This window comes from Peribacillus aracenensis, assembly GCF_025175645.1.
In the GTDB taxonomy this organism is placed as follows: domain Bacteria; phylum Bacillota; class Bacilli; order Bacillales; family DSM-1321; genus Peribacillus; species Peribacillus aracenensis.
Genome location: NZ_JANZMJ010000004.1, coordinates 168,859 through 181,113, shown reverse-complemented (window position 1 = coordinate 181,113; position 12,255 = coordinate 168,859). Strand labels below are relative to the sequence as shown.

At 37.6% G+C, this 12,255-nt stretch carries 10 protein-coding genes and 1 pseudogene; 6 read left to right on the top strand and 5 right to left on the bottom strand.

Annotation, left to right across the window (positions count from 1 at the left end; genetic code table 11):
• Positions 1 to 22: 22 nt before the first annotated feature.
• Positions 23 to 754 carry an IclR family transcriptional regulator gene (locus N0M92_RS06570; RefSeq protein ID WP_260284988.1) on the bottom strand — a complete coding sequence of 244 codons (732 nt, stop codon included), beginning with the start codon at positions 752 to 754 and terminating at the stop codon, positions 23 to 25.
• Between the two features lie 464 nt (positions 755 to 1,218).
• Between N0M92_RS06570 and N0M92_RS06565 the strand changes: the two genes are divergently transcribed.
• The 3 genes from N0M92_RS06565 (at position 1,219) to N0M92_RS06555 (ending at position 5,785) form a co-directional block, all read left to right on the top strand.
• The gene (locus N0M92_RS06565) at positions 1,219 to 3,018 is read left to right on the top strand and encodes an acyl-CoA dehydrogenase family protein (RefSeq protein ID WP_260284987.1); all 1,800 of its coding nucleotides are present in this window, start codon (positions 1,219 to 1,221) and stop codon (positions 3,016 to 3,018) included.
• Positions 3,019 to 3,041: 23 nt separating this feature from the next.
• Positions 3,042 to 4,229, top strand: a complete 1,188-nt coding sequence (locus N0M92_RS06560; RefSeq protein ID WP_260284986.1) for a CaiB/BaiF CoA transferase family protein — start codon at positions 3,042 to 3,044, stop codon at positions 4,227 to 4,229.
• Between the two features lie 275 nt (positions 4,230 to 4,504).
• The gene (locus N0M92_RS06555; protein ID WP_260284985.1) at positions 4,505 to 5,785 is read left to right on the top strand and encodes an MFS transporter; all 1,281 of its coding nucleotides are present in this window, start codon (positions 4,505 to 4,507) and stop codon (positions 5,783 to 5,785) included.
• Between the two features lie 482 nt (positions 5,786 to 6,267).
• On the opposite strand, the gene N0M92_RS06550 is transcribed toward N0M92_RS06555, so the two are convergent.
• Positions 6,268 to 6,852 carry a TetR/AcrR family transcriptional regulator gene (locus N0M92_RS06550; RefSeq protein ID WP_260284984.1) on the bottom strand — a complete coding sequence of 195 codons (585 nt, stop codon included), beginning with the start codon at positions 6,850 to 6,852 and terminating at the stop codon, positions 6,268 to 6,270.
• A gap of 7 nt (positions 6,853 to 6,859) precedes the next feature.
• Positions 6,860 to 7,612: an alpha/beta fold hydrolase gene (locus tag N0M92_RS06545; protein WP_260284983.1), complete on the bottom strand. Its 753-nt coding sequence runs from the start codon at positions 7,610 to 7,612 to the stop codon at positions 6,860 to 6,862.
• A gap of 311 nt (positions 7,613 to 7,923) precedes the next feature.
• On the opposite strand from N0M92_RS06545, the gene N0M92_RS06540 reads away from it, so the two are divergent.
• Together N0M92_RS06540 and N0M92_RS06535 are read left to right on the top strand one after the other, a co-directional pair.
• On the top strand, positions 7,924 to 8,205 hold the full coding sequence (locus N0M92_RS06540; RefSeq protein WP_260284982.1) for a hypothetical protein: 282 nt from the start codon (positions 7,924 to 7,926) through the stop codon (positions 8,203 to 8,205).
• Between the two features lie 440 nt (positions 8,206 to 8,645).
• Positions 8,646 to 9,530 carry a YitT family protein gene (locus N0M92_RS06535; protein ID WP_260285069.1) on the top strand — a complete coding sequence of 295 codons (885 nt, stop codon included), beginning with the start codon at positions 8,646 to 8,648 and terminating at the stop codon, positions 9,528 to 9,530.
• Between the two features lie 169 nt (positions 9,531 to 9,699).
• Here N0M92_RS06535 and N0M92_RS06530 read toward each other — a convergent pair whose 3' ends face one another.
• On the bottom strand, positions 9,700 to 10,191 hold the full coding sequence (locus tag N0M92_RS06530) for a DinB family protein (RefSeq protein WP_260284981.1): 492 nt from the start codon (positions 10,189 to 10,191) through the stop codon (positions 9,700 to 9,702).
• 448 nt (positions 10,192 to 10,639) lie between these two features.
• On the opposite strand from N0M92_RS06530, the gene N0M92_RS06525 reads away from it, so the two are divergent.
• Positions 10,640 to 11,173, top strand: coding sequence for a YhcN/YlaJ family sporulation lipoprotein (locus N0M92_RS06525; RefSeq protein WP_260284980.1), 534 nt, complete (start codon positions 10,640 to 10,642; stop codon positions 11,171 to 11,173).
• A gap of 439 nt (positions 11,174 to 11,612) precedes the next feature.
• Here N0M92_RS06525 and N0M92_RS06520 read toward each other — a convergent pair.
• Positions 11,613 to 12,132 (bottom strand): annotated as a pseudogene (locus tag N0M92_RS06520) (DUF3898 domain-containing protein); the annotation flags it as partial.
• Positions 12,133 to 12,255 lie beyond the last annotated feature (123 nt).

The window sequence follows — 12,255 nt, the reverse complement described above, 5'->3', positions numbered from 1 at the left end:
GGATCATCCGACCCAGATCAATTTAATATAAGGATTTTGAAATACTTTCAGCAGTTTTTAACAATAAAGAGATATGTTGTTCCATCGATTCCTTATTCCAGCGAAAGACAGGCCCGGAAATGGAAATAGCTCCAATGACTTTTCCTTTAGCACCGAATACTGGTGCTGATAATGCAGCTACATTCTTCGTGATTTCTTCCTCATTAATTGAGTAACGGGTATTTACTATAATTTCTAATTGCTGTTGTAGCATTTTTCTTTCTTCCTCTGGAAGGTGGTTTAATACTTGTGCCTGTAAGCCTTCGTTTAGAAATGCCAATATTACCCGTCCGCTTGAGCCAAGTTGTAGCGGAATCCTATTGCCAACCCCTGCTCTTCTGCTTATTTCCTGATTACTGACATGTTCAATTACACACATCCTAACCATATTTGTTAACATATAAAACCCTACCGTTTCCTGTGTCTCGTCTCTTAATTTAATTAGTTGTGGATCGATTATTGAGACAAAAGGTACATCGGTGATTATTTTATTTGCATAATCAATAAACACCGTACCAAGTGAATATTTTTTAGAATCTGCATCTTGGAATACCAAACCGTCCATTTTTAAAGTAGTAAGCAGACGATGAGTGATAGGGGGGGAAATGTTAAGGTTTTCGCTAATATTTTTAATTCCTTGTGGACCGGTTGTTTCATTTAAATAATTGATGATTTTGATTGCACGCTGCACCGTAGAAGAAATCTTAGTATTCATAAATAAATCCTCCAAATAAAATTTCAAATTAATTTAATTATTAAAAATATTATATCATAGTGAAAAAAGGGCCAATCAGTAGCTAGAATAGTTTCCGTTATCATTATTATGAATTGAAAGGGGTGATTCAGAAAGTTCACCAAAAGTGAACTTTTTGGATCATCCCATTTTTGAAAAAAATTATATTTATATAAATTTTGGAGAAGAAAAAGTCAATTTTTCTGCAAGGTGAGGTCTTGATAAATAAATTGACTTTTCTGAAAACTAACTTTATATTCATAATATAGGAATTGGTATTCCTTTATTATGAATAATAATTTATTGCAATGTTGAAAGGAAGTGAAATAGTAACCTGAAAAATGAATAACTTGTACGATCCTGATTCGGTAAACCGTATAAAAAAGTATAAGGAGGGATAACGGAAAAATTCTTTATTATTAAAAATGAAAACAAGGGGGATTAATATGTCCGTGAAATTAATAAACTCTAATTCAAGAAAAGCCTATTCTGGTTCGATGCCCGACACAAAGGGATTAAACTTTTTTGAAGAGGATCAAAATTTGTCTTTTATACTTAAGCATTATCTTTCTTTAGAAAATTATAATCGGGCCCTTCCTCACTTAAAGGAGTTGGGGGAAATAGCCGGAACAAGGCTTGATGAATTATCCCGGATGGCGGATAAGCATACTCCCGAGTTAATAAATTATGATGCAAAAGGGGAACGAGTAGACGAAGTTGCCTATCATCCGTCCTATAAAGAGATGGAATCTTTAGGATATGGAAAGTTCGCACTGGTTGCTATGTCTCATAAACCTGTGCTGGGATTTCCTACTAAACTACCGCACGTGTTAAAGTACGGATTTTGGTATTTGTTTGTCCAATCCGAGTTTGGTTTAGCTTGCCCGATGAGCATGACTGACTCTGCCGCTAGGGTCTTAAATAAATTTGGTGATCAAGGTTTAAAAGAAACCTATTTGTCTCGTATGACGAGTACTGATATGAAAACATTATGGACAGGTGCCCAATTTATGACCGAAAAACAAGGCGGGTCTGACGTTGGCGCAAATACGGTAACAGCAAAAAAAGTTGATGATCATTGGGAGATTTGGGGTGATAAATGGTTTTGTTCCAATGTTTCTGCAGATGTAGCATTAGTTTTGGCTCGTCCTGAAGACGCCCCGGAGGGTACTAAAGGTCTTGGAATGTTTTTAATGCCAAGGAAACTGCCAGATGGATCTCTTAATAATTACAAAGTTAATCGCCTAAAAGATAAATTCGGGACCCGCGATATGGCTTCTGGTGAGGTGACTTTTGAAGGGGCCGTTGCGTATGTCGTAGGGGATATTACAAAGGGTTTTAAACAAATGATGTCAATGGTGAATTCTTCACGGTTATCGAACGCCGTACGTTCTAGCGCGATGATGCGAAGAAGCTTTTTAGAAGCGCTCGTTTCAGCTCAAGGGCGTGTCGCATTTGGCAGCTCATTGTATGAAAAACCCCTTATGAAAGAAACTCTTTTTGAACTATTGCTAGATTGCGAAGCAGCTGCGTCCATCACATTCTACACAGCTTCCGTTTATGATAATTCCGATCAAGGGAACCAGGAAGATGAAAAGCTATTACGAATTTTGACGCCATTGCTAAAAGGATTCATTTGTAAACGTGCAAGAAATTCTACCTCGGAAGGGATGGAGGCCAGGGGCGGAAATGGATATATCGAGGATTGGATAGATTCGAAACTTGTACGTGATGCTCATGTGGGTTCCATTTGGGAAGGCACCACGAATATTGTTGCTTTAGACGTTGTAAGAGCGTTAGTGAAAGATGAAGCAGGAAAAATCTTTTTTAAGGACCTTTACAATCGATTGGATGGGATTACGAATTCTTTGACTAAACAGATTGGGAAGATCCTTCTGCAAATATCAAAAAAAGTTGAATCGCAATCAAAGAGGATAATGAGTCTGAATGGACCAGAAAGGGAATTGCCTGCTAAACAATTAATGAACCGGATGTATCATATATTCACTGCCAGTCTTCTGCTAAATGAAGCGGAAGTACAAATTACAGCCCAAGAAAACTATCGAAAATTATACATGGCTTTACAGTATATCCATCGTTATTTGCTTTCAAGTGGCTTGGATGAACTTAATTACTTTGATTCATCACTATTAAAATGGTTTGATGCTATTGTTGACTTTGACCAAGTATCAAAAGGGGCGGTTGAAGGTTTGTTGGAAAACGTCCAACAGGCCGTGAAACTCTAAACGTCAAAGGGGAGGTGAGAACAATGAATGGAGCATTAAGCCGGATAAAAGTTCTTGATCTAAGCCGAGTGGTGGCTGGGCCTGTCTGTACAAGTATTTTAGGAGATCTGGGTGCAGATATTATTAAAGTGGAAGGGCCGGATATCGTGGATGAAACAAGAACATGGTTTCCTCCGGACATTGAAAATATTAGTTTGTATTATATGGCAGTTAATCGAAATAAACGTGCCATAACGGTGAATTTAAAGACAAAAGAAGGAATTCAAATCATAAAAAAGCTCATCCAGGAATCTGATGTTGTCGTAGAAAATTTTAAGACAGGAACGATGGAGCGGTTAGGATTGGGATATGAAAACTTGAAAGCGTTAAACCCTAAAATCATTCACTGCTCCATTACAGGGTTTGGTCATACAGGACCGTATAAACAATTACCTGGATATGACTTTCTTGCTCAGGCAATGAGTGGGTTTATGAGTGTGAATGGCGCATCCGATGGTGCACCTGTAAAAGCAGGGATTGCGATGGCCGATTTATATGCGGGACTATATGCAACCATTAGCGTATTAGCCGCTTTGGAGGCTAGGAATCATTCCGGTCGTGGTCAGCATTGTGACATCTCCCTTATGGACTCGATGGTTGCTTCATTGCTGAATATAGGAACAGGTTTTTTAAACACAGGAAATCTGCCTAAACGATATGGAAATCAGCACCCGACACTAGTTCCCTATCAGAATTTCCAAACAAAAGATAAAGAGATCATAATTGCAGTAGGCAACGACAGACAATTCCAGCGTTTTTGTTCATTAATAAATGCAGAGGAATTACCCCAGGATGAGCGTTTTGCAACAGCTAATGCAAGAATCATATATAGGGAAGAGTTAATTCCTATATTACAAGAAGTGATATTAACAAAAACAGCAGATGAATGGCTTGGAATTTTCCAAGAAAACAATATTCCATGCGGCCCCATCAATACTTTAGAAAGAGTTTTTATAGATGAACAAGTACTTGAAAGGCAAATGATTCAGGAAGTTGAACATCCCTCAGTTGGAATTGTTAAACTTTTGGGATCACCATTAAAACTCTCTGATACACCAGTCACGATCGAGAGGCATCCCCCTTTACATGGGGAGCATACTGAAGAAGTACTGATGGAATTAGGGTACGATAAAGAAGAAATTAAATCGTTTATGGAAGATAAGGTTATTTGAAATGACTAAGTCATCTAGATATCTCGTTAATGGTAGCTGGAGTAAGATTTCTGTAGTTAGCTTTAAAGAAATCCTCTAATAATTCAATAATACGATCGAAGCTAATACCATGTTAATTGAACAATATTAGTTTGGGAAAACGAAGCAGTGATGAATAAAGTCTTCATTAGATTCCTATCATCCGATGACTTTTCAACTTCAAATTGATGACGCTTACATCGAATAGATGTTTACCGTTGTTACAAGTAGATAATCCAAAATCAAGGGGGGTTAGTATGAATAATGGTACGTCAGATCGGACTTGGCTTGTGGTATTCGTCGCATGCTTTTTAGGTCTTATGGTAGATGGCATGGATTTAATCATGCTATCTATCACGATGCCTAGTCTAATGGAAGAGTTTAATATTGGTAAAGTAGATGCAGGTCTCATCGCTACATGGTCCTTAGTGGGTATGGCCGTTGGCGGAATCGGCGGCGGTTGGTTATCTGACCGGTTTGGCCGGGTAAGAATGGCAACCTGGATGATGGTTCTATTCTCCATTGGAACGTGTTTACTTGGATTTGCCCAAACGTATGAACAATTTATCGTTATTCGTTTCATTTCTGCTATCGGGATTGGGGCCGAATATACTATCGTTACGATGCTCATGGCTGAATATGTACCTACAAAAAAAAGGACGACGATCTTAGGTACACTACAAGCAGCTTATTCATTAGGATATTTAGTTGCGGCTTTATTGGCTGGTGCAATCTTGCCTGAATACGGATGGAGGCCTCTTTATTTTATCGCTGTTGTACCTGTTCTATTGGCAATTTATATCAGATTCAAAATTCCTGAACCTCAAGGGTGGAAAGAAAGGGCTCAAGCTCAAAAACAAATGGGTAGGGGTAATAAGAAAAATGAGTGGGCTGCGATTTTCAAAGATTCAAAAACAAGAAAGATTTTTATATTTTGGGGTCTTACTGCGACCTTCTTACAATTTGCTTATTATGGCATTGGTACCTGGCTGCCGACGTATATTGTTTCTGATTTAGGTTTTGATTTTAAAAAAATGACAGGGTATATTGTAGGGACATATACAGCGGCGATCTTAGGTAAAATCATTGCAGGTTGGCTGGCAGATCGATACGGTCGTAAAACGCTGTTTGTATTTGGTGGTTTCTCCACTGCTATTGTCTTACCAATCGTTTATCTTTATAATTCACCGTCTAATATTATTCTGTTACTTACTTTACTAGGTTTTCTCTATGGTATACCTTATGCGGTTAATGCTACTTACATGGCTGAGAGTTTTCCTGCACATATTCGTGGTACAGCTGTAGGGGGATCATATAATGTTGGTCGAGTCGGATCAGCTATGGCTCCATTTCTCATTGGTATCATGGCGGAATCCTATTCAATTGGGTTCGGATTGGCTACACTTGCTATTGCGTATGTGGTATCAGCGTTAATACCTGCACTGTTTATTCGGGAAAAAATGTACGATCCATTTGGGAAGGAAGAAAATTCCGCAACCAATCAAAAAGAAAGCGTTTACGAGAATCAAACTATATAAATTATATTATTAGCCTTTGTTAATGCAAAATGTTGGTCGATGGTTTAAAGGAAGAACTGATTAAAAATGAATATCAGCAAAGTGTGTACATAATGGTAAAGAGGAAGTGTTATGAAGGGCGAAGGAGGTTATTTTTACATCGATTATCGTGGTGGAGTATGAATATTTATCCATAGAAGTCGAGGGTGTCCTCTACAAGCTTACAGATGTTAGAAAGGAAGCAGAAGTTGGTAAGCAACCAAGTGACCGGAGAATTTTCAGAAAATAATTTTAAGAAGGCTGCCCAAAATGACTGAAACATCATTTTGCGGTCAGCCCCTTTTTTTCGTTCTAGCAGGATATGTCATGCCCTAAGGTTGCCTAATTAAATAAAGTGTCTACCTTTTTGTGTTCACTTCTATCTCTTTAAGACCATTTTACCTCCAGATTGCTGAAGTTCCTCATTTAATCTTTATTCAAGATATGGCCTATCAAACGGTAGACTAGTTACAAAACTCCCGTATAATCTGGTTCTTTATTTCTTCTACCGGAAACCCATGTTGGTAGGTGGAAATCATCAACATAATCCCTTGTAGCACAGATGAAAAATATAACGATCGTTTCCTTGGTTCCTTTTCCCCCATACTTTCAAATATCTTACATTGAAACTCAAATTGTCTAGCATTTTCTTCAATTATGAGATGACTGTATTTTATCAAATCTTCATCAGCCTCTGGCTGAGTTTGCAGGTGTAGATAGAACCGGTGGACTTCCGGGTTTTTGTGGATATTATCAATGGCACCATTGATAATATGTTCAAGCTGTTCACGAGGAGTATTTAAGGTGAACGCTTCTTCCATGACTTCAACCACTTCCTTGATTCTGGCCACGACCATTTCAGAAAGAAGTTCTTCTTTTCCTTTGTAATAGTTATACAGTAACCCTTTAGAAATCCCGGCCTTCTTGGCAATATCGCTTATAGAAGTAGCGTAATATCCTTGTTTCATAAATAACTCCATGGCTGCAGCACGGATTTTTTCTTTGGATGCTTGGCGAATGCGGTCATTCTCTTCGGGTGTACGTGGCATTTTAACTTCAATCCTCCATAAAAGCAGTGAATTCTTGATATAAAACTTCAGAATGGGTGAGGGGCAGCATATGATCGGCATCCTCCAGCTCGATGAAACGGATGTTTGGAACCTTGCGGAAACAATCGGCAACCCGAAAATTGTCTGCCAAGTCCTTTTTGCCGATAAAAAATAAAGTTTCGGGTTTCAATTCTTCTAATCGTCCCATTGCTGGAGGCTGAGGCCATATCATGCAGAAATCAGCGGGCCACTTAAGCATGCGCCCGAAATGATGCCTGAGCATTTGAACAGCGAGATCTTTGTACGGACTATCGATAACAACTTGATATGTTGGAGAAAGAAGGGCAAGATCCAACATCTTATCTATATTGGGGGCACTTTCCAATATTTTGTCATGATATTGTACAAACTCCTTTGAATAGGGAAAACCAGTTAAAGAAGGAGCAATTAATACAAGTTTCGATACTCTTTCAGGGTGATTAAGGGCGAAATCAGTTGCAATCTGTCCGCCCATGGAATGACCTATAAGCGTTGCCTGATTAAGTTCTAGGTAATCCATTAATGCCAAAACATCGTCAACATAGTTTGCATGTTTTATAGGGGATGGTGATTTACCAGCACCACGTCCATCAAAAGCAATAACTTTGTAATCCTTAGATAAAAGAGAAGCCAAAAATGTCCATTGCCTCAAATCAGCACCACCGCCATGAATAAGAACAACAGGATGACCACTGCCAGTAATCTCAAAATGTAAATCCAATGCAACCCCTCCATTTTTAACTGAATTTTCAGTATTATTTTATTATTGAATGAACGTTTAGTCAATATAAAACACGGATTAATTTTAAATGATTTTAGATTTTATATCCATTCCGCATAATGGCGCTAATCAATAGTAAATCCGATGGCTTCAGCTTTACTCTGAATAAGATTGTTTATGATGCTGGAACAGAAATAAAGCATCAGAATCTGAATAAAATACATTACAATCCGCACAAAATGAAGCGAATTATGATAAATATTTTGAAGCAATTGAAAACAACTCGGCATATCCTTGTGGTGTTGGTAATCATGGACATACACCAGAAAGATTCATTAGAAACGTTCGTATTAAAGATCATGCATTTGAAGGTTGTACTTTTGCAGGAATTCGACCTTACAAATTTGAAAATACTTGGATCAAGAATAATACCCTTGATAACTGTGATTAGGGAATACGTCTCTAATCCTGATGGTAAAGGTACAAATGACAATGGAGTTCCAGAAGCAGGTAAAAACGTTACAATTAAAGATAATTCCACAAATGACACAACCACAGAAGTAGTGTATATAAATGACGGTGATGTTGCATAATTTCTTCGTAAAGGATATACAAAGGATTATTACGTTAGTGGAAATAGAGCTGAAAGGGTTAGTCGTACTGGATTTCTTATTTCTGGGTTAGGTGGAGTAGAGATGCATAATAACGTACTTATTGATAATACATTCGAAAATGTTAATGGAAGAAGTCACATCAGTTTATCCAGTTCTTCAAGAAATGGTCGTGTTTACAATTATAGGACAATAACTTTGCGGGGGGATTTTCATCTCAGGTGGAGATGTAAAAGATTCTTAAGTAATGCCTTAAACATTGAACAAAAAGATAACGACATTGACATCGAAGAAATTGATCTGTATTAAAACGATTGGAACAAACTGAGCGCAGGTCAGGACTTCTATTATTCAAAGTTATTTTTCCTAATTTGATATTAGGGTATAATAGTAATAAATGAATAATAAAAGGTGTGATTTTTCTGAAGGAAGTTTTAGCACGAAAAAAGCAGCATAGAAAGTTATCCCGTTTGGTAATTATCCAACGGACCATTCTTATTACAATTGGTGCGTTGTTAATGGCCACTGGATTGGAAATCTTTTTAATTCCCAATCATGTAATCGATGGTGGAATTACAGGTATTTCCATTATGCTTTCTCATCTTACAGGTATAAAACTAGGAATCTTTCTTTTCCTATTGAATCTACCATTTGTATATCTGGGATATAAACAGTTTGGAAAAACTTTTGCTATATCTACTATATATGGGATTGTAATGCTTTCCATTTTTGCAACATATTTTCATCCAATTCCACCCTTCACTGAGGATATCCTTCTTGCTACAATTTTTGGCGGCATTTTCTTAGGTGTAGGTGTAGGAATTGTAATTCGTAACGGTGGTGCGCTTGACGGTACAGAAATACTTTCCATTGTAATAAGTAAAAAAGTGCCTTTTTCTGTTGGCGAAATTGTTATGTTCATCAATCTATTTATACTGGGTTCTGCTGGATTCGTTTACACATGGGATAGAGCTATGTATTCAATCTTAGCTTATGTAATTGCTGCTAAAGCCATTGACATTGTTATTACTGGAATGGAAGAAACAAAGTCAGTGTGGATAATTAGCGATGAAGCAAGAGAGATTGGTGATGCAATCAATAATCGCCTAGGACGTGGTGTGACATACTTACATGGTGAAGGTGCCTATTCTGGAGAAGAAAAGAAGGTAATTTTCTGTATAATTACCAGACTTGAAGAGTCTAAGTTAACTACAATTGTTGAAGAGATTGACCCTTCATCTTTCTTAGCAATTGCAAATATTGCGGAAGTACGTGGTGGACGGTTCAAAAAGAGAGATATTCATTAAAATAATTACCAGCATCAAAATGTTGGCTTTTGTTTATGTCAACTTGAGCAAACTTTGGCTTTGTTAAGCAGTATTGTCGTTTTTTAGGTATGTAATATGGGAACGTCCGATTTGGACGTTCCCGTTCTTATTCCATTAATGGAATAACTGTAAAGCTAATGAAGCTTTTTTAAAAGCTGCGTTTCTCTGGCCAAGCTCCTTGCATTTTACTAAGGAGTACAATTTGCCCAATATGATATGCGTCATGCATGGCTAAACTCTTCAGTTCAAGCACTAATGGATTATCTCCTGGAATCTGTCTATACAAATCTTCATGTTCTGATTTTGCGAGTATTTTTCCAAGTTCACGATGAACATAAAAGTATTCTTGTTTTGTTTCCTTCCAATTTTCTAACGTTTCAGTTGGTAATCGAAATGTAGAGTCATTATTTTCTGCCTGTGGTTCATTCTCTGTTTCACCAAGAAATCGCATCAGATATCTCTTTTCAAAGAAAAGTAAATGACAAACTAATTCCCAAATGGAATTCATTGCCCCATCAGCTGGTTTCCAAATTGCCTGTTCAAAAGTGATGTCTTCTAGCACTTTTTCAAGTGGTGGAAACCAGTCTTCTTCATCTAAGCAGCTTGCCCATTGTTGTAACAAAAGTGTCTTTACATCCATTTTCCATTCCCCCCAATTTAATCCGTTTGCTCAAAATTCATTTGCGGCATGTTGTAGATAGTTAACTAATTAAGGTGTCATGCCAATCCCTTGTTCAATTAAACTGGCTATTTAACGGAACAATGAACGTTCTTTGTTGGGAAAATTCTGATAAATTTAGTTTATCATAAATTGTGATAACTGAGAAAGAACGACTGTCTAAAACCATTTTGGTTATTCTAACGCCATTAAACTCACTCGCTCTCAGTAATTATAGTTCACCACCGAAATTGTTTATATGGCTTATAACAAATACATAGATGAACATGATCGATCGATTAATTGAAGAGCATAAGATAAAATGTGTATCCGTTATCTGGGTATAGTTTAACTTAAAGTGCTTTTTTATGAATATTCCCGGAAATACAGCAGATAGTAATAGGGTATCTAATTTAAAGGAGTGACTAACATGAAGTACACATTTTTAACAAGCGCCTTGATTGCTCTATTCCTTACTGGCTGCGGAACAAATGATAATAATAATGATGGAAAAAATGTTGGAATGAATACTCGAAGCAATCAAAATGATGCCTTTGACAATACCCTGAATGTAAATGACAGAAACGGTGACAACGATCACAATGCAAGGCAATTAAACAATGATGACAATGATAATAAAATGCGCGTGGCTGATGAAGTAGCAAATCGGCTAGAGGACATGAATGATGTAAAGGGTGCCTCTGTCATTGTTACAGATAATAACGCATATGTCGCCGTCAATCTGACAAATGACAAGAACCTGACAAATGACTTAGAAAAGAAAATTGTTGATCAAGTAAAAAAACATGATCAAGGTGTAGACAACGTTTATGTCTCTGCAAATCCAGACTTTGTTAAAAGTATGAAGGGATATGTCAACGATATTCAAAATGGAAAGCCGATTAGCGGACTATTTAATGAGTTTGGTGATATGGCACAAAGAATGTTCCCGGATGCCAAATAGAAGAGGGTAAAATTCCTGTTTATAGAGAAAGCGACTTGCGATCATACAGCATAGGTAGCCAGGGATCTTTCTCGCTTGTAACGGTAATGTAAGTATTCTGCAGCGTTTCTGCTGCCACAATCCAGAAGAGAATGTAATTATAAGAAGAGGCAAACACCGGTATTAAGGTTTAGAGGTTGAAGCTTACGATATATTAAAGGCCATTCCATCCATGATAAAACCCCTTGGCCTATACACGCTCTTACTTGACGAATTATTGTTTTAAATTAGCTAAAGGATCCTCTTGTTCATTATCGTCAAGAGGATCCTTTAGCTGTTTATTTATTTTTATCCGCATCACGAAAATTTGTTGATTTGTGACTCGGAACGTTACTTTAGAGTCACATAATACATATGTTATATCCCAATCATGGCGGTCTTTGTGACTGCCTATATAAACTTACCTCACTTTTTCAATTAGTACTTGCAAATCATCCGGCCTATGAAATTCAATCGGTGATACACCTTTATCGAAATGTATCGTATCAGCTTCTATCATTAATACATACTTCCCGTTAATCTTACCTAAATGGATGCTGTCGCCGAAATAAAGCAAGCAAGCCTTTAACCGACGTACTGAGCTCCATGCGTAGTTCGAGTTCGGCTTCAGGTGTATGCTCGACAATCTGGGCTATGGCTTCGACGACCTGATGGGTTTCAAGACGTTCCTGGATTTCCCGCTTTTCACTCGTTTCCCAGATTTCCAGGTCCTGTTCGAATTTGTGCAGTTCGTCACTGTTATCTTCGAATTGTGCGGATACCTGTTCATGGACCATGTGGATGACCTGGTTTTTCATGATTTCTGGCATCGATTCGCCATATTCGGCGAATTTCAAGAAGTCCTCAAAGTAGCGGGCATGTGAGGCCTGGTGGATTTTCAGTTCGCCTTCTTCGGCCATTCTTTCTTCGGGCATGTAGGGGAGAGAAGGCTGCATACCTTGATATTATTGAGTTTTATTTATGGCTAGGAAGAATTAACATAAGGGCATCCGAGTAATCGGGTGTTTTTTAATATTATTGGTTTAATAACCTCATGAATAGAA

Coding starts and splice junctions, on each gene's coding strand:
- N0M92_RS06550 (WP_260284984.1), bottom strand. CDS start 6,852: ATGCCACGTACACCCGAAGAGAATGACCGCATTCGCCAAGCATCCAAA.
- N0M92_RS06560 (WP_260284986.1), top strand. CDS start 3,042: ATGAATGGAGCATTAAGCCGGATAAAAGTTCTTGATCTAAGCCGAGTG.
- N0M92_RS06570 (WP_260284988.1), bottom strand. CDS start 754: ATGAATACTAAGATTTCTTCTACGGTGCAGCGTGCAATCAAAATCATC.
- N0M92_RS06525 (WP_260284980.1), top strand. CDS start 10,640: ATGAAGTACACATTTTTAACAAGCGCCTTGATTGCTCTATTCCTTACT.
- N0M92_RS06540 (WP_260284982.1), top strand. CDS start 7,924: ATGGACATACACCAGAAAGATTCATTAGAAACGTTCGTATTAAAGATC.
- N0M92_RS06555 (WP_260284985.1), top strand. CDS start 4,505: ATGAATAATGGTACGTCAGATCGGACTTGGCTTGTGGTATTCGTCGCA.
- N0M92_RS06530 (WP_260284981.1), bottom strand. CDS start 10,191: ATGGATGTAAAGACACTTTTGTTACAACAATGGGCAAGCTGCTTAGAT.
- N0M92_RS06565 (WP_260284987.1), top strand. CDS start 1,219: ATGTCCGTGAAATTAATAAACTCTAATTCAAGAAAAGCCTATTCTGGT.